The organism is Cupriavidus sp. FW305-3-2-15-C-LB2 (assembly GCF_058787575.1).
The window spans coordinates 181,245-198,629 of sequence record NZ_JBYSZW010000001.1 but is presented as its reverse complement, the minus strand read 5'-3'; the positions used below and the strand labels follow the sequence as shown (position 1 = coordinate 198,629).

12 protein-coding genes and 6 pseudogenes are annotated in these 17,385 nt (G+C 63.4%); 7 read left to right on the top strand and 11 right to left on the bottom strand.

Translation table 11 applies throughout. The annotated features are described in order from the left end of the window. Positions 1–30 precede the first annotated feature (30 nt). From AC3WRR_RS01030 to AC3WRR_RS01020, 3 genes are all read left to right on the top strand, one after another. A complete protein-coding gene (locus AC3WRR_RS01030) occupies positions 31–1,011 on the top strand; it encodes a tripartite tricarboxylate transporter substrate binding protein (protein ID WP_492295753.1) in 981 nt (326 codons plus the stop codon). Further along, a complete protein-coding gene (locus AC3WRR_RS01025) occupies positions 1,004–3,109 on the top strand; it encodes an acetate--CoA ligase family protein (RefSeq protein ID WP_492295751.1) in 2,106 nt (701 codons plus the stop codon). The genes AC3WRR_RS01030 and AC3WRR_RS01025 overlap by 8 nt, the downstream gene beginning before the upstream one ends. 77 nt (positions 3,110–3,186) lie before the next feature. Beyond that, positions 3,187–3,987 (top strand): IclR family transcriptional regulator, encoded by an 801-nt coding sequence (locus AC3WRR_RS01020; RefSeq protein ID WP_492295749.1) that lies wholly within the window; start codon positions 3,187–3,189, stop codon positions 3,985–3,987. 243 nt (positions 3,988–4,230) lie between these two features. On the opposite strand, the pseudogene AC3WRR_RS01015 reads toward AC3WRR_RS01020, so the two are convergent. The 3 genes and pseudogenes from AC3WRR_RS01015 to AC3WRR_RS01005 form a co-directional block, all read right to left on the bottom strand. Then, positions 4,231–4,608 (bottom strand): annotated as a pseudogene (locus AC3WRR_RS01015) (porin); the annotation flags it as partial. 67 nt (positions 4,609–4,675) lie between these two features. Continuing rightward, positions 4,676–5,065 carry a RidA family protein gene (locus AC3WRR_RS01010; RefSeq protein ID WP_492295747.1) on the bottom strand — a complete coding sequence of 130 codons (390 nt, stop codon included), beginning with the start codon at positions 5,063–5,065 and terminating at the stop codon, positions 4,676–4,678. Between the two features lie 89 nt (positions 5,066–5,154). Then, the gene (locus AC3WRR_RS01005; RefSeq protein WP_492295745.1) at positions 5,155–6,360 is read right to left on the bottom strand and encodes an amino acid aminotransferase; all 1,206 of its coding nucleotides are present in this window, start codon (positions 6,358–6,360) and stop codon (positions 5,155–5,157) included. Positions 6,361–6,546: 186 nt separating this feature from the next. On the opposite strand from AC3WRR_RS01005, the gene AC3WRR_RS01000 reads away from it, so the two are divergent. Continuing rightward, a complete protein-coding gene (locus tag AC3WRR_RS01000; protein WP_492295743.1) occupies positions 6,547–7,014 on the top strand; it encodes an Lrp/AsnC family transcriptional regulator in 468 nt (155 codons plus the stop codon). A 152-nt stretch (positions 7,015–7,166) separates the two neighbouring features. After that, positions 7,167–7,910, top strand: coding sequence for an IS6 family transposase (locus tag AC3WRR_RS00995; protein ID WP_492295741.1), 744 nt, complete (start codon positions 7,167–7,169; stop codon positions 7,908–7,910). A 57-nt stretch (positions 7,911–7,967) separates the two neighbouring features. Here AC3WRR_RS00995 and AC3WRR_RS00990 read toward each other — a convergent pair. The 3 genes and pseudogenes from AC3WRR_RS00990 to AC3WRR_RS00980 form a co-directional block, all read right to left on the bottom strand. Continuing rightward, positions 7,968–8,189: pseudogene (locus AC3WRR_RS00990) on the bottom strand (transposase); the annotation flags it as partial. Between the two features lie 110 nt (positions 8,190–8,299). Next, positions 8,300–8,654: pseudogene (locus AC3WRR_RS00985) on the bottom strand (ISKra4-like element ISBugl3 family transposase); the annotation flags it as partial. A gap of 262 nt (positions 8,655–8,916) precedes the next feature. Then, positions 8,917–10,860: an esterase/lipase family protein gene (locus AC3WRR_RS00980; protein ID WP_492295739.1), complete on the bottom strand. Its 1,944-nt coding sequence runs from the start codon at positions 10,858–10,860 to the stop codon at positions 8,917–8,919. 86 nt (positions 10,861–10,946) lie between these two features. Here AC3WRR_RS00980 and AC3WRR_RS00975 point away from each other — a divergent pair, with 86 nt between their 5' ends. Then, the gene (locus AC3WRR_RS00975; RefSeq protein WP_492295737.1) at positions 10,947–11,882 is read left to right on the top strand and encodes a LysR family transcriptional regulator; all 936 of its coding nucleotides are present in this window, start codon (positions 10,947–10,949) and stop codon (positions 11,880–11,882) included. Between the two features lie 48 nt (positions 11,883–11,930). On the opposite strand, the pseudogene AC3WRR_RS00970 reads toward AC3WRR_RS00975, so the two are convergent. After that, positions 11,931–12,242, bottom strand: a pseudogene (locus AC3WRR_RS00970) (transposase); the annotation flags it as partial. A 2-nt stretch (positions 12,243–12,244) separates the two neighbouring features. Here AC3WRR_RS00970 and AC3WRR_RS00965 point away from each other — a divergent pair. Beyond that, a pseudogene (locus AC3WRR_RS00965) lies at positions 12,245–12,740 on the top strand (IS6 family transposase); the annotation flags it as partial. Between the two features lie 206 nt (positions 12,741–12,946). Here AC3WRR_RS00965 and AC3WRR_RS00960 read toward each other — a convergent pair. From AC3WRR_RS00960 to AC3WRR_RS00945, 4 genes and pseudogenes are all read right to left on the bottom strand, one after another. After that, a pseudogene (locus AC3WRR_RS00960) lies at positions 12,947–13,350 on the bottom strand (aminotransferase class I/II-fold pyridoxal phosphate-dependent enzyme); the annotation flags it as partial. 77 nt (positions 13,351–13,427) lie between these two features. Then, complete coding sequence (locus AC3WRR_RS00955; RefSeq protein WP_492295735.1) at positions 13,428–14,729, bottom strand: MFS transporter; 1,302 nt, start codon at positions 14,727–14,729, stop codon at positions 13,428–13,430. A 184-nt stretch (positions 14,730–14,913) separates the two neighbouring features. Further along, positions 14,914–16,041 carry a porin gene (locus tag AC3WRR_RS00950; RefSeq protein ID WP_492295733.1) on the bottom strand — a complete coding sequence of 376 codons (1,128 nt, stop codon included), beginning with the start codon at positions 16,039–16,041 and terminating at the stop codon, positions 14,914–14,916. A 77-nt stretch (positions 16,042–16,118) separates the two neighbouring features. Continuing rightward, positions 16,119–17,222 carry a M14 family metallopeptidase gene (locus AC3WRR_RS00945; protein ID WP_492295731.1) on the bottom strand — a complete coding sequence of 368 codons (1,104 nt, stop codon included), beginning with the start codon at positions 17,220–17,222 and terminating at the stop codon, positions 16,119–16,121. Between the last annotated feature and the right edge of the window lie 163 nt (positions 17,223–17,385).

The following is a 17,385-nucleotide window of genomic DNA, read 5'->3' as shown; positions in this document are numbered from 1 at the left end:
ACTCATCACCTCCCCGACTAAGGAATCGACATGAATCTGCAAGGATTGCGTCGCCCCCTGACTACCCTGCTCGCCGCAGCGAGCGTCTTCCTGGTGCCCGGCACCCCTCGCGCCGAGACCTGGCCGGCCAAACCTGTCACGCTGGTGGTAGCCTCGCTGCCCGGCGGCATCCTCGACACAGTCGGCCGCATCGTGGCCCACGGCATGGAGAAGATGGGCCAGCCGGTGGTCGTGCAGAACCTGCCCGGCGCCGGCAGTTCGCTTGGCACCGCCGCCGTCGCGCGCGCCGCCCCGGATGGCTACACGCTCGGCATGGTCGCCACAAGCCATGCCATCAACCCCAGCATCTACAAGCGCCTACCGTATGACACGCAGCGCGACCTGGTGCCGATCTCGCACGCCGTCAACCTGATCAATGTGCTGGTCGTCAGCCCCAACACGCCGGTGTCTACCCTGAAGGAGTTCATCGCCCTGGCCAAACGCAAGCCTGGCGACCTGACCTACGGCTCGGCCGGCAACGGGCAATCCAACCACCTGTCGGCCGAGATGCTCAAGAGCGGAGCCGGCATCAAGCTCACCCACGTGCCCTACAAAGGCAGTGCGGCCGCCATCGCCGACGTGCAGGCCGGCATGATCAACTGCATGTTCGTCGACGTGCTGTCGGCCATGCCGCTGATCAAGGCGGGCAAGCTCAAGGCCATCGCCGTGACCAGCACCGCGCGTGTGCCGACGGCCCCGGATATCCCGACCTTCGCCGAATCCGGCATGCCGGAGTTCCAGGGCGCCTCGTGGCTAGGCGTGATCGGCAAAGCCGGTATGCCGCGCGCGCTGGTTGACAAGATCAGCGCCAACGTGGCGCAAACCATGCGGGATCCGGCGGTACGCCAGCGCCTGGTCAGCATGGGCGTTGAACCCGTCGGCTCCACGCCGGAGCAGTTCGCCAAATTTCTCGACAGCGAGACGGCCCGCTACGCCGCAGCCGTCAAGACCGCAGGAGTCGCCCTTGACTAATGAGATCGCAGACAACGCTGCCGGTGTTTCCCGGCTCGCTTCCATTCTCCGTGCGCGCAGCGTTGCCATCGTCGGCGCATCGTCGGATCCCGGCAAGATCACCGGGCGCCCGCTGGCGTACATGCTGTCGCGCGGCTACCAGGGCAAGCTGTATCCGGTGAACCCGGGGCGCAGCGAGGTGCAAGGGTTGCGGTCCTACCCGTCGCTCAAGGCAATCGGCGAGCCGGTGGATCTGGCCATCGTCGGCACCGAGGCCAGCAAGGTGGAAGGCGTGATCGCCGAGGGCATCGAAGCGGGCGTCAAGGCGTTCGTGGTGTTCTCGTCGGGCTTCGCCGAATTCGGTGACGAAGGCCGCGCGCTGCAGCAGCGGCTGCGTGCGCTGGCGCGCGTGCACTCCGTGGCAATCCTGGGACCCAACTGCCTGGGGGCGGTGAACAGCGCCACCGGCCTGATCGCATCCTTCACCACTGCGCTGGAGGAAACCCCGCTCAAGGCCGGCCGCTTCGCCTTCGTCAGCCAGAGCGGCGCGCTCGGCGCCTACTGGCTGGACATCGTGCTGCGCGCCGGGCTGGGCTTCAGCCACTGGATCACCACCGGCAATGAGTGCGACGTCGACGCCGCGGAGGCGGTCGATTTCCTCGTTGACGACCCGGACACCGATGTGATCGGCCTGTACCTCGAGGACATCCGCGACACCGTCGCCTTCCGCCGCGCGCTGCAGCGCGCAGCCGCGGCGCGCAAGCCAGTGATTGCGCTGAAATCCGGCCGCTCGCAGGCTGGCGCCCAGGCCGCCGCCTCCCACACCGGCGCCCTGGCCGGCGACGACGCCCTCTACGACGCCTGCCTGCGCCAGTGTGGCGCACTGCGCGTGGATTCGTTGTCGGCACTGGTCGACGCTGCGCGGCTGTTCCTGTTCGACAGCGTGCCACAGGGCACGCGGCTGGGCGTCATGTCGGTCTCGGGCGGCGCCGGCGTGCTAATCGCCGACGAGGCCGAGGCGCTGGGCATGACACTGCCGCCATTTGCCGCCCCTGCCCGGGACGGCCTGCGCGCGGTGCTGCCCGCCTTCGTCAAGCCGGCCAATCCGGTCGACCTGACCGGCAACGTGGTGCAGAACACCGCCAGCGTCGGCCAGGCGCTGGCGGCAGTCGGGCTTGACCCGGAGATCGACGCCATCGTGCTCTTCGTCGGCATGATGCACAGCATCGCCAGCGCCTTTACCGAGGCGCTGTCCCAGGTTCGGGAGCAACTGGGCAAGCCGGTGATAGTGGTATGGATGAGCGCGATGCCGCAGACCCTGGACACGCTGGAGGCCGCACGCATCCCCGTCTTCCCGGACATCCCCCAAGCCATGCGCGCCATCGCGGCGACCGCGGCCATCGGCCGGCTGCAGGCCAACGCCCGCGACGCATTAGCGCCGCCTGCGCACGCGGCCGCGCCGGCGCTGGGCACCTCCCGCACGCTCAGCGAATGGGATGGCAAAGCGCTGTTGCGCGGCCAGCAAGCCATCGCGCTGCCACAGGGCGTGCTCGTGGGTGCAGCCGACGCGTGCGATGCGCTGCCCTTCCCGGCTCCCCTTGTGGCCAAGCTTCAGTCGGCCCAGCTACTGCACAAGAGCGATGCCGGCGGCGTGGTCCTGAACCTCCGCGATACGGGCCGCCTGGCCGACGCGGTGGCCACACTGCGCGACATCGGCGCGCGGCTGGACATCGACATGCAGGGCGTGCTGGTCGAGCAGATGGTGCCCTTCGACCATGAGCTGCTGCTGGGCCTGCGTCGCGACCCGCGTTTCGGCGCGATGCTGACCGTGGCGCGCGGCGGCGTGGAAGTGGAGCTCGATGCGGACGCGGTGACACGGCTGCTGCCACTCAGTCCCGCGCAAGTCGAAGCCATGCTGCGCGGGCTGCGCTGCGCCAGGCTGCTGGAGGGTTTCCGCGGCAGGCCCCCAGCGGATATCCCGGCAGTGGCGGCCCGCATCGCCAGTCTATGCGACTGGTTCCTGGCACAGTCGAACCTGGCGGAGGTGGAGATCAACCCCCTGGCCTTGCGCTGCGATGAAGTGTGGGCACTGGACGCACTGGTCACGCGCGTCGGCTGACCCACGCCTGCAGGGCAGGCCGTCTCAGTCCGCCCTGCAGGTAGAATTCCGCGAACATTCATTACATCGCATCAAGCATGGCAACTACCCCTGCCCCGGAGAAACTGGTTGGCGCCCTGGCCAGTGGCCTGAGCATCCTGCGCTACCTGTCAGCCGCGCCGACGCCAGTTGGCGTCAGCCGCATCGCGCGCGACCTCTCCCTGAACTCCAGCACCTGCTTCAACCTGCTCAAGACGCTGGTGCACGAACGCCTGGTGATCTTCGATGACTCCGCCAAGACCTACTCCATCGGACTGGGTCTGGTCGAGTTGGCGAAAGGTGCGCTGGAGCAGGCCTCCTATGTCCGCATGGTCCATCCTCACCTGGAGGAAGTCGCCATGCGCCACCGCACCACCGTCACGCTGTGGCAGCGCAGCACCAACGACCGCGTGGTGCTGGTAGACCGGGCCGAAAACGCGGCGGCAATGCGTGTCCACATGAGCATCGGCCAGCGGCTGCCCATGTATATCGCGGCACTGGGCCGCAGCATGGCGGCTCACGCGCGACTGAGCCCGGCCGAACTGCGCACTCGCTTCAGCAATTTGCGCTGGGAAGACCCGCCCAGCTTTGATGCATACCTGGCAGAAGTCGAAGAGGCGCGCCGCACAGGCTATGCCGTCGACATCGACTGCTACGTGAAAGGCGTGACCACGGTGTCGGCAGCTATCCTGGATGCCGAAAATCAGCCGGTCATGGCAATCAGCGCGGTAGGATTCAGCCTGCAATTCGACAAAACCGCGATTCAGGCCTTGGGGGAAGACCTTCGCGAGCGCGCGCAGGAGGTATCGCGTGCAGTTTCCGGTCAATTCGGGCAAGCCAAACTGCGGGTTGAAAAGTAGCTCAGGCATTGAGCGTGATCCTGGATCCGAAGCAGAGGCTGTGCGGTGCTGTCAACTTGCCGATAGCGAGGCAAGGCAGTGGCACGCGGGATCAATGATCAGAAGGCAGTTGACGGATTTCGTGAACTGTAGTAATCGCAGTACGTTTACGTAGTAATGTCGCTCCGCACCATGGGCTGTGCAGGTTTCGTCTCTCACGACTCAAGTTTTCTCACTGCAGCAGCTCAGGCAGCAACGCGACAACTTGCCTTTCAGATTGAAGCCTTCGGTCGCCTGGCGCCCGAGTCGGATCGTGCCCAGGCTGCCGGACAGCCCGACATATGCGTAGCGCCCGAACAGCCGGCCGTTCTGGTTGGCATTGCCGGTATCGGGGTCGAAGCCATTCTCCAGCCGGAAGGTGGCCTTCAAGCCCCCGCCCAGCGCTTCCTCGCCCCTGAGGCCGAAGCGGCTGTTGGTCACCGCGCCGTTGGTCAGTTCGACCTTGTGGTCGTTAGCGGCGTTGGCATGGGTGGTGAAACGCAGGCTCTTGTCGACAATGCCATACAACGTCACCGAGCCCTGCGCGGATGCATCGCCCACGGTCAGGGCTCCCAGCAACAGCGGGATTGCTGCTCTCCTCATTGGATTGCTCCTCCAGTTGGTAGTCTTTTTTTGTCCCGTGCTCTACGGCGCGGGGGTATTCGTGCTGTCAGACGCCGGGCTTCGGCAGGATGTGCACGTAGGCGACGACCTCGATCAGCATCGCCGGGTGGACGAAGCCCGCCACCGCGACCGAGGCGCGGTTGGGATACGGTTCGGTGAAATACTCACGGTACACGACATCGATCGCCGCCATGTCGCGCGCATCGCGCATGTAGATCAGCACCTGCGCCACGTCGGTCATGGCGGCCCCCGCCGCGGCCACAGCGGCGACGAGGTTGTCGAAGGTGAGCCGCGCCTGCGCCGTGATATCGGCGCCGGCGATCTGGCCTGCGCTGTCCACCGCGCCGTGTGCGGTGAACATCAGCGAGCCGGCATGCGTCGCCCAGGAGAATGGCTGTGACGGCGCGGGCAAGCGGGTCTGGATGGGATTGGCCATGTTGTCTCGGATCCTGATCTTGTGTCGGGCACCCGCCGGATGGTGGCGGGAGCGGATGGCCCAGTAGGCAGGGGCCGCGATCGGACGGCTTACTGCGCGCGCGCGCGCAATACCGTTGCCATCGACTGTGCCACGTGCTCCAGATTGCCGTCGTTCAGCCCGGCCACGCACATGCGGCCAGAGCGCAGCAGGTAGACGCCGTACTTTTCGCGCAGCAGGTCGACTTCCTCGGCACGCAGGCCGGTGTAGCTGAACATACCGCGCTGCATCGTCAGGTACTCAGCTGACAGGCCCGGCACGAGCGCTTCCAGCGAATGCCGCAGCGTGGCGCGCATCCGCGCAATACGCTTGCGCATGCTGGCGACTTCTTCCTCCCACAGCGCCGTCAGATGCGGCGTATTGAGGACCGTCGACACCAGCCGGGCGCCATGCAGCGGCGGGCTGGAATAGATGCGGCGCACGGTCGCCTTCAACTGACCCAGCACCAGGGCCGCCTGTGCGGCATCGGCGGCGACAAAGGACAGACCGCCGCAACGCTCGCCATACAGCGAGAAATTCTTCGAGAAGGAATTGCTGGCGATAAACGACAGCCCGGCATCAACCATCGCGCGGATCGCCCACGCGTCCTTGTCCAGTCCGTCGCCGAAGCCCTGGTAAGCCATGTCGACAAACGGAATCAGTTCGCGCCGCTGCAGCACCGCGATCAGCTGCCCCCACTGGTCGCGGCTCAGGTCGATGCCGGTCGGGTTGTGGCAGCACGGCTGCAGCAGCACGACACTGCGCGCGGGCAGCGCATCGATGGTCGCCAGCATGTCGCCGAAGCGCAAGCCGTTGGTCTGCGGGTCGTAGTACGGATAGGCATGAACCGCAAGGCCGGCGCCGGCGAATAGCACTTCATGGTTGTCCCAGGTCGGGTCGCTGACCCAGACCTCGCTACCGGGAAAGTAGGTCTTCAGGAACTCCGCACCGATGCGCAGCGCCCCCGAACCGCCCACCGACTGGATCGTTGCCACGCGGTTCTCGCGCAGTGCCACGCTGTCCGCGCCGAACACCACGCGCTGCAGCGCCTGCCGGTATTGCGGCATGCCTTCCATCGGCAGGTAGGTATGCGGCGCGGACTGTCCGGCCACCATGGCCGCGGCTTCGCGCACGCTGGCGAGCACCGGGATGCTGTTGTCGTCGTCGTAATAGAGCCCGATGCTCAGGTTGGCCCGCGTAGCACGGGAGTCGGCCTGGAATGCTTCCAGCAGCGACAGGATCGGATCACCAGGATAGACAGGAACATGCGCAAACATCGGGCCTCTTGTGCAGGGAATGATCAGGTTAGCGGGCGGCGCGGTTTCCATGCCTTGCACGCCCGAGTTTCGAGGCACAAATATTATCGAAGAGGCCGTTGAAATTGCTTCGATTTATTGCTATAACGCTGCCACCTGCGCTGCAAATGTTTCTACAAACTCTTGATTCCTGGTGAAATTTTCAACATGCAGCTTGATCTGATCGATGTGCGTATCCTGGATCACCTGGTGAAGGACGGCAAGGTAACCAACCATGAGCTGGCCGAGGCGGTGAACCTGTCCGCCTCGGCCTGTTTCCGGCGGGTCAGGCTGCTGGAAGAGGGAGGCATCATTGCCGGCTATCGCTGCGAACTTGTCCCCAAGGCGCTCGGCGTGGAATTCGAGGCGCTGGTGCAGGTATCGATGCGCACCGATGTCGAGCGCTGGCACGAGAGCTTCGCGAAGTCGCTGAACGACTGGCCCGAGGTGGTGACCGCGCGCGTGGTGACTGGCCCCTCCAACTATGTGCTGACCGTACGGGCGCGGAACCTTGAGCACTATTCCGACTTCGTCATCAACCGGCTGCACAAGGCGCCCGGAGTCATGTCGATCAATTCACATATCGTGCTGGCGACACTGAAGCAAAACGGGTCGCTGCTGGACTTGGTGAAGTGAGCCGATAGCTTGGAACGCCAACGGCGTTGAAACCGCCCCCACCGCCTGAAGTCCTGAAGGCTCTTGGCGATCAGGACCGCGCCGTCTTCGGCGTCGAGCCGATCTGCAAGGGGCATTGTCACGTTGCTGGGGCTGTCGCGTAAGATGACGAGATGAAGAAAGCGAAATCTCTCTATCATGGTCACCGGTTTCCGGCAGCGATCATCAGTCAGGCAGTACGCTGGTATTTCCGGTTTCAACTCAGCCTGCGTGATATTGAAGAACTGTTGTTCGAGCGCGGCATCGTCGTGAGCTATGAGACGATCCGTCGCTGGTGCGACAAGTTCGGGGCGGGCTTCGCACATCACGCCAGGGCGGCTCGCCGCAAGCCAGGCAGCACTTGGCATCTCGACGAAGTGTTCGTCACCCTGCGCGGCGAGCCTTATCTGCTGTGGCGGGCGGTTGACCAGCACGGTGCCGAACTCGATATCCTGCTGCAGAAACGCCGCGACAAGGCTGCGGCCAAGCGCTTTTTCAAGCGGGTTCTCGCCTCGTATCCAGAAGGGCCGCACAAGATCGTCACTGATCAATTGCGCAGTTATCCGGCGGCAAGGGCCGAAATCCCCGAGCTCGCAAACGTGAAGCACGTATTCGTCAAAGCCAGCGGCCGAGTCAACAACCGGGCCGAGAACAGCCATCAGCCCACGCGTGAACCCGAACGCCGGATGCGTGGCTTCCGGATCCCTGAGCGCACGCAGGCATTCCTGTCGAGCTTTGGTCTGATCCGCCAGCACTTCGCGCTCAAACTCAAGCGGCATCTGCTACGCGCTTCGCTTTATCGCAAGCAGCTTGCCGCGCGGCTTGATTCGTGGCGTATTTTCACTGGCATCGCCAAAAATCCGTCCGCTGCCTTCTAGTAGGGACGCCGCCTGCCAATGTTGCAGCCCGAAACCTTCAACGTGACAGCGCCGATGGAAGACTTGCTTGAGCCCGAGCAGCATCTGAATCGCTGCGTCCGAGTAGACGTGCGGGCGCCCCCGCCTGGGCGATGTGTCCTCGGGCGCCGTCCTCAGTACACTTTCGTCAATCCACATCGTCACGTCGCCTCTCGCAATCAACCCAGCGTTGTAGCTCGCCCAGTTCCTGACACGATAGACACCTTTCGGCTCGCTTCGCTTGTGTTCGTCCTTGCGCATCTTCTCGGGAAAAAGTCGAGAATCTACGCAAGTCCCCGGAAAGTTAACAGACGTGCCGCCCTGGCTGTTGCGCGTAAACGTCAGCTAGCACATCCGGATTTATTCAACAACGCCGACCTGTATGATCCTGTTGCTCCGTGACGCGCACACAGGTAGGCCAGCTCGGAGGTAGTTCGTGAGGGAAGAAGCCGTTTGATGGGGCAAAACGTTTCCCTGTAGTCTTCTATATCGCCGTTCTCATCAAGCGGCTCCGGCAAGCCACAACCCGTGGAACGCGAACGTGAATTGTGCCTAGTGCTGTATCAAACGTGCGTGGTCGCCAATCTTTGATGCGGCGATACGCTCCGCATGCGGGCACCTTCTCTGGGCGCGATCGTAAGCGTAGATCTGCTGCTGTGCCACAGTCTGTTGAAGCGCGAGAGCCAGCAGCCGTAGTTCTCGCAGCGAAAGACCGAAGTCTGCAGGCTCCGCGTTACACGTTGGTCGCTCAACTGTCCCTAGTTGGATAGTTTCGACGCTCCCATCGTCCGCATGGGATTGTAGGCAAAGAGTCCAGCGTAGTGACATGGTGGCCCCCGATACTCATCTGGGAAACATCATCACCTTAGTCGCCATGTTGCACCCTCCCCCAGTTTCTTTCCACTCCCCGGCTTGCAGAATAAACGATCTTCAACAACGACAGCTGTTGTTGAAGATCGTCATTCGTGCGAACCGCGGATTCCGGAATTCAATCCGCCGACACCGACGCGATTGCCCTGCGCCGCGCCAGGTCTTCCAGCAGGATGCGCCGGATCTCGAGAATCGCCGGGGCGGTCTGCTGCACGCTGTGGCCCGACTCGATCACCTTCTCCGAGGCGGCGCCGTCGAGATGGGCGCTGCGATATGGCACCAGCCCGTCGTCGGAATCGGCAAGCGCAACCGCGGGATTGCTCCGCGCAATGATGGAGTGAATGGTGACACGTGAAGATATCGGCAGATCCGCCGCGGCCTGAACAAAGGGATCGGTGTCGCGCAGGTTGTCGATGCTGTTGGGCACATAGAGCGGCTTGCGTGCGCCGCCGGATCCCCCATGCGCTGCGGTATCGCCGGCCAGCGTCTCGGAAATATCCTCGAGTTCTTGCAGCAGCGCTGCCGGCAACCTGACGAGGTTGGACAGCCAGCGACTGACCCTGTTTGCGGCGATGGGCGTGCCCCGGTGCGGTGCCGCGACGAAAATGGCGCGGCTCACATTCGGCATCGGCGTGAAGCCGAGCATCGGCTCCAGCCGTGGGCGCACCTCCTTCAGCCGCTGCGGATCGACCCGGCGGTCGGCTTCAAGCATGGACCATAGCCGATCGCCGGCAGAGCTCACCATCAGCCGCGAGATCACTCCGCCCATGCTGTGCCCGATCAGCACTATGTCCCGCGAAGCGCGCGCCTTGCCCTGCGGATCGAGCCGCCGCAACGCCTCGTCGAGGGTCCGCCGGATCGTCGCATGGCTCAGCGCGATCGGCAGGTTGGTCGGATAGTAGACCTGCCAGATCTGGAACTGCGCGCGCAGCGTCTCGTCGCCGAGCAATTCGTTCGCGACGTTCACCCATGCCTCGGGACTGCTGGCAAGGCCGTGCAGAGTCACGATGATGCGCCGGTCCGGATCGTAGGGCTGCATCATGTAGAGATGGGTACGGTCAATCCCTTGCTCCCGCCCCAGCAGCGAGCGCAGCGACTGTGTCGCAAAGCCCGACTTGGCCAGCCACAGGCCGTACCCTGCGGTGAAATTTGCGGCGAGCGGCACGTCCTGGTCGTGCAGCCGCACCTCGGTCCGCCGATAGGGATCGTAGACCGCAACAGTGACCGCGCGGGTCTTCAACACGGCAGCCAGGTCGTCGCCAGTAAAACGGAACAACACAGTCAGCACAGGCGATGGCATTTCGCTGAACGATGCGCGCTTTGCGCGCTGGTAGCGCATGCGTTCCAGGCTCGATGTGGTGTCTTCCAGTAGCGGCGCTGCCGCGCCGGGCGTATCGGTGGTGCGATCAGGCATCGATGCAACCAGCTCGGCACCGAGACCGTCGCGCCGATAGACACTCCGCACACCGGCGAACGACAGCGAGGTCGCCGGAATCAGCTCCTGTGGCATCGGCACGCCTTCGGGCAGTCGCACGCCGCCCATGTCGCCATACAGGGTCCACCCTGCCACGCGCTGCAGCAGTGTGTGGTCGGCCGGCGGTGGCACATCCTTCGTCAGGCGCTGGAACAATGCGGTGGAGGTCTCTTGCACCGCATAGTTGTAGTAGTCCCGCACCTGGGTCTGCCGGTCCTCGAAAGTACGTTCGGCTGTCGTCCTGGCAGTGAAGAACAGATAGGCGTAGGCATGGCGTGCCGCTTCCAGCCATACCGCGAACTGTTCGTCGGTCCACGGCCCCTTGCCTTGCTGCTCCCCCAGCAGGATCGCCTGCTGTAGCCACAACTCGGCCAGGGTGGCGAGCCAGCGATGGCTTGCCACCCCCTTCGCCGCGGCCAGCGCATCGACACAGGCACGCAGCTGCGGCTTGCTGCAGGCGCTTTCGTCCAGGCCGCTGACGCGAATGGTTTCCAGCGTCGCCGTGCTCAGCTCGCCCGTGGAAAGGATGTCGCCGCGCTTCATCGCGATGTACTCGCGACGAGGAGAAGATAAACAATAGAATTCCATCCTTTCCGTTTTCTACATGATCAGATGTGCCCTGGCGCTGGCATATTTGCTAAGGGTGTCTCACCGTCCATTATTCGACCAATGCCATGAACAAACTGCCATACCTGGAAGCGTGGGCGATCTTTGCCAAGGTCGCGGAAACCGGCTCGTTCGCCCGCACGGCGGCTGAGTTCTCGCTGTCGCAAGCCACGGTGTCCAAAGCCATCTCGAGGCTGGAGACACGCATGAAGACCGTGCTGTTCCACCGCACCTCGCGCCGCATGTCGCTAACCGCGAGCGGCCATGCGGCGCTGGAACGCGCTGCGCGCATCCTTCGGGAAGGCCAGGCTGTGGAGGCCGAGGTGGCCGAGCAGTCCACAACCCTGAGAGGGGTGATACGGCTGTCCGCCCCCATGTCGTTCGGCATTGCACGCCTGGCTCCGGCCCTGCCCGGCTTTCTGCAGGCCCATCCCGACGTGGGGCTAGACGTGCAGCTCAACGACAATCAGGTGGATCTGGTGGCCGACCGCTTCGATCTGGCCCTGCGCCTCGCCAACCTGGAAGATTCCAGCCTGCTGGCCCGCCAACTGTGCAAGGTGCAGATTCTGCTTGTGGGCTCGCCGGCCTACTTTGAACGCCATGGCCGGCCGCGCCACCCACGCGACCTCGCGCACCACAAGGCGTTGCAATATAGCTATGCGCGTAGCGGCGCCCACTGGCGCTTCCGGCATCCGCAGCATGGCGAATTCACCCAATCGATGGCCGTGCAATTGCAGGCCAACAATGCCGAGGCCCTGACGCCCGCCCTGCTGGCAGGGCTGGGCGTGGCGCTGCAACCAGCATTCCTGGTTTGGCAGGAGCTGCAGTCAGGCACGCTGGAGTCGGTGATGGAAGACTGGCAAGTAGAGCCGATAGCGCTGCATATCCTGACCCCGCCAGGCCGCAACCGCCCCGCGCGCGTGCAGGCCCTCATCGAACACCTGGCAAAATCCTTCGCCAGCGAACCGTGGGCCGGCGTGGCAGAGCTCGTAGGCCGCCTTTGAACTGACAACGTGCAAAAGAAATCCCCCACTGGCCGCGCCCGACTGAAACTAGTGTCCTGCGTCAGAAATTCGCAGACAAAATCGCCTGATGCTTGCGAGGATGTCATTGGCGGACTTCGTCCACACGAAAGGCGTGGGCTTGGCGTTGTTCAGGTCGAGGTATTTTTGGATGGCTTGCTCAAGTTGTCGAGTTGATCGATGCGTGCCGCGGCGGATGTATTGTTCCGTGATGGCTGCCAACCAGCGTTCCACCTGATTGATCCATGAGGCGGAGGTCGGTGTGAAATGAACATGGAAGCGCGGATGGCGAACGAACCACGCCTTGATCGACGGCGTCTTGTGCGTGCCGTAGTTGTCCATGGCCGGTGCTGAACAAGATCTTCCGCCGGCGCAAGAAGCCGGTGGGCAAGAGCTGGCGCATGGACGAAACCTATATCCTGGTGCGCGGCCATTGGAAGTACCTGTATCGGGCAGTCGACAAGAGGGGCAACACCATCGACTTCCTGCTGCGTGCCCAGCGCGACAAGGCTGCGGCGCGGCGCTTTTTCGAGAAGGCCATCGCGCAGCACGGCCAGCCCGACACGGTAACCATCGATGGCAGTCCGGCCAACCTGGCAGCGTTGCACGACATCAACGCCGGGCAGGAAACCCCCACCGCCGTGCGGCAAGTCAAATACCTGAACAACATCGTCGAGCAGGACCATCGAGCCATCAAGCGCCTGACCAGACCGATGCTGGGGTTCAAAGCCTTTCGCTGCGCGCGCATCCTCTTGGGTGGCATCGAACTCAAGTCAGATGCAGGAACACACTGGGAACAGTCCGTCCGCTGCAGCACAGTTCTATTCTCTGGCTGCATAGGGCTGTTTGACCTCAACGTCCGTCTCGTCCCAACTCGCTTACTGCGACAGAACCCCAAGGCGTCCCATATGGACGCCGCTGGCGAACGGCGGCTGCTCGTCGCACGCGCGTCCGCGCCCAGTCGGGGCGAATCGATTTGATCATTGGCGGATATAGCGGTCACCCTTGGCCGATTTAGCGATCGGCAACAGCAGCGCTGAACATCACCGATGGTTATCCCAGGTCGGATCGCTGATCCAAACCGCGCTATCGGGGAAGTAGCGCTTGATGAAGTCCGCGCCGAGCCGGATCGCCCCCGATCCGCCCAGCCTTTGCAGCGTCGCGATGCGCGCTTCGGTCAGTGCCGCGCAATCCGGTCCAAACACGAGCTGCTGCACGCTCTGCCGGTAGTCCGCCAGCCCTTCCATCGGCAGGTACGTGTGCGGCGCAGCGGCTTTACGCAGGCGGTCGGCCGCAAAATGCGCGTGCTGCTGAGCACCGGGATCTTGCCTGCATCGTCATAGTAAAGACCAATGCTCAGATTCGCCTTGCGCGGATGCGTGTCGCGCTGGAAGTCCTGGAACAGCGACAAAATCGGGTCGCCCGGATAGGCGGGGATGTGTTCGTACATAACGGCTTCGTGGTCGAAAGGAAAAAAGACGGCCTGCCTCGACCCATGTGCAGCCAGCGCAGACCCTTGGTGTTATTTTAATGCGGGCGTTTTGCCGCTGCGGAAACACTCCAGAACGAAATTAAGACCGCCAGCAGGACATACCAGGCGGGGGCCGTGTTCGATTGGGTGACGTTGATCAGCAGGGTCAGGATCATCGGCGCGAAACCGCCGAACAGCGTGACCGCAATGTTGTAGCCAAGCGAGATGCCGAACGTGCGCTCGCGTGTTGAGAAGATTTCCGCCATCAGCGCGACCAGCGGGCCGTTGTAGAGCGACATCAGCAGCCCCGCCACCAGTTGGCACAGCAGCAGCGTGCCCAGGCTCGGTTGCGACAGGAGCAGCACAAACAACGGGAAAATCGCCAAGCCAACCAGGATCAGACCCAGACGCATCACCCCCGCGCGGCCGAAGCGGTCCGATGCCGCGCCTGCCATCGGTGTAACGATCAGCGCCACGATCCCCGAAACGGTGGTGGAGGCGAATGCCGTGACCTGCTGCAGATGCAGCTGCCGGATGGCAAAGGTCGGCAAATACAGCACCATGACGTACGCGCTGACCGTGGCGCCGGTCACCAGACCGGCGGCAATCAACACGCGGTGCATCAGTTCGCGCATGCCTTGGCCCTGCACGGTAGGAACATGCGACGGCGCCTTCTTGACCTCGATGAACTCGTCGCTCTCCCTCATTGAACGGCGCATGGCAATGCCGATTGGCCCGATCAACAGCCCGCAATAGAACGGGATGCGCCAAGCCCAGGCTTCGATTTCGGCAGGGGTGAACGCAGAAAACACCCACCACGCGATTGCCGCCGCCAGCAGGGAGGCCGCACCCTGGCTGGCGAACTGCCAGCTGCCGTAAAACCCTCGGCGGGCAGGGTTCTGCTCGGCGAGGTAGGTCGCTGCGCTGCCGTACTCCCCTCCAGCGGACACCCCCTGGATGATGCGCGCGAGCACCACAAGAATCGGCGCCGCCATGCCGATGGAAGCAAACGAGGGCGTCAGGGCGATGATGAGCGTGCCGAGCAGCATCAACCCGACAGTCAGCGTCAACGCGGGCTTTCTGCCCGCGCGATCGGCATAGCGGCCGATCCAGATGGCGCCGATCGGCCGCATGATGAAGGGCACGCCAAAGCTTGCGGTGGTCAGCAGCAGCGACGTGAAGTCATCGCCCGTGGGAAAAAAGACTTTTGCGATGACAGTGGCAAAGAAGCCGTACACGATGAAGTCGAACCACTCCATCGCATTGCCCATCGACGCAATGACGATATTGCGTGCCGTGGCTCGGTACTGCTTGGACGTAACCGCTGCGGGTTTTGCCGAGGTCTGTATGGTTTGCATAGTGAGTTCAATCCAGTGCCAGAGGTTTTTCTTGTGTGCCGGTGATCCGGTACGTCACACCGTTGCGCGGCGAGTGACGACGGTGGATCTGGGTGATCCGGACCTCTGGATAAAGTGGGCGATCAAGGTTTGTTGAAGCGCCCTGTCCCCCGCCAAAAAAAGGTTGCCATCAGGACAGGTCGCTTCAGAATCGGTGGCGCATGCCGATGGCAACACCCAGCATGTCGTTCCTCCCGCTCAGCGGATAGCCATTGATGTACATGAGCGCGGCCGAGTCCAGGTTCAGCCCCGCATGTCTGGCGTAGGCCCCCGTCAGATAGAAATCGGTGCGCTTGGACAAGGCGTAATCCACCAGCAGGCTCGTCTGCCACGGCGTGCCACGGCTGCTGCTAGCGCTCTGTTTAACGTTGTCATAGTAGTACGACAGCGTCAGGCTCAAGGCCCCGGTTGCCTGGTAGGTCGCGCCGATCCAGTAGTAGTCGTCGCGCATCACGGTGGCGCCGGTCTGGTCCCGATTCTGCCCCCAGCGATAGCCGCCGACCACGCTGTACTTGCCGCGGGTGTAGCGGCCCGCGAGCGCGAGCTTCTTGTAGGCGCCCCTTCCGCCCTGCGTGGCGGCCGGATTGACCTGGTCATAGACCACGGCTGCACCGAGCGGCCCCGTGCTATACGAGACCCCGGCGCCATAGGCGGTGTTATCGCGGAAGTGCCCGGGGACCTCGCCTGGGCCGTACGTGCCATCACCGAAAGACCAGTGCGCAGCGACCTTCACCGGCCCGAAGGTGCCGGCATATTTGGTCATGTTGTTCTCGCGCAGATTCAGGCCCGTTTGCACCACCACGGGCTCGTACAGATTGGCGTAGTAGGTGGGCGAGAAATCGCCCAGCACATCAAACAGGGTGGTCGTTTGACGGCCGAACGTCACGGTGCCGTACGACTTGCTGGCCAGGCCGACAAAGGCCTGCCGGTTGAACGCGTAGCCACGCGGGGCTGCGCCGGTGTCCATGAGAAAACCGCTCTCCAGTGTGAACACGGCCTTGAGCCCGCCGCCGACGTCTTCCTCACCGCGCAAGCCCCAGCGCGAGCCGGAAAGCCCGCCTGAAGACATCCGCATCAAGCTGTGCGCTGGCCCGGCGCTGCCGGCACCCGACTCAGGAATGTGCGCAGGCAGGCGGTTAACGTATTCCACGTTCACATCCGCCACGCCGTATAGCGTCACACCTGACTTCGCATGTGCCATGCTGGCAAGCAATCCAACGGCACCCGCCTGGATCGCTTGCCGGCTACGGTTGAATACATAGGTTCGATGCATGGTTGTCTCCTCCATTCGTTCTTTTTTGGTTGAAATTGGCGGATCGGATCGGTGTTGCGCTGGAGCGGCCGCGTCGGCTATCCCGGCAAGGTTTGCAAGCTCACCAAGGCTTGCAGCATGGCAACGCGCGTCTGGCCGAGCACCATGCCCTTCCAGACCTCGTCGTCACAGTAGAAGGTGTCTCGTACCTGCCTGCGGATGGCGGCGCGGCGGGCCTCGGCCGCCGCCGCGTTGCCCAGCTTGCGTGCCCACGCGCTCGCGCGCAGGCTGGTGTACATGGCTTCCAGTGGCACCGTGCCGAACTCCAGCGCAATCAAGGCCGTGCTGGCCTGCGGACATTCTTCGTAAATCACGCGGGCCACAGGGCCGCGGATGTCGGCCGAAGCCGAATCGCCCGTAAATGGGCACACCACGTCAGCCCCCCACCAGGCGCGCGCGCGTGCGATCTCCTGCGCGTCATTGCGGCCCGCGTAGATCTTCTCTGCATGCCCATAGGGGCCGAGCCCGGTGTGGGCGTCGATCCAGCCGATGGCTGTTGCGCCTGCGGTGTGCTTGCGAAGAATGGCGCGCACCGCCTGGTTGCTCCAGATCGGGCGCGTGCCGGAGAAGAACAGCCCATCGGGGGAGGCCGACTGCCCCAGCGTTACGGCATCACGAAAGGCCGCCTCGCCATGCGTGCGCGCATAGTCCTTGAGCGCCTGTTCGTTTTCCGCCGTTGGCGGCCAAGTGTCGGGAATCAGCAGCGCTTCGATCTCGGCGTAGCGCGCGTTCTCGGGCAACGGCGCATCAAAATTCACGAAGTTGCGATTGGGGTCAACGTTGTCCTCGTTGGTGCGCTGCAGGTGGGAGAAGCCGTACGGATTGATTGCGTGGATCATGAGCACCGCCACGCCCGATTGCGCTACCCGCTCAAGCCAGTCGCGATCGTTGAGCAAGGCCACCTGGCTACCCGATCCGCAAAAGCCCTCGGCGCCATGCGTGCCGGAACTCAGAATCAACAGTTTGGAGGCGTAATCAGGGCCGATTCTCGCCACATCGGTGGCGAGTACCTCCCCCTCCAGGCCACACAGCGCCGGCAAACCGTGCGACTCGACGCGTACGCCGCATTGCCTGGCCGCTGCCAGAAATTTCTGCCTCGCTTGCGCGTAGGAGCCTGAGAAGTATTGAGATGGACGATGCATGTCGGACGCTCGGTGAACACTGGAGCACAGCCCCGGATCACGGCACGCATTGGCTGCGTGTGGGCTGATGCACTACCGCGCCATCCTAGATGCTATAGTGCTAACCAAAAAGACAAAAATAAGTTATCGATGTTTCCAATTGGTACACACACGGCAGGCGCCC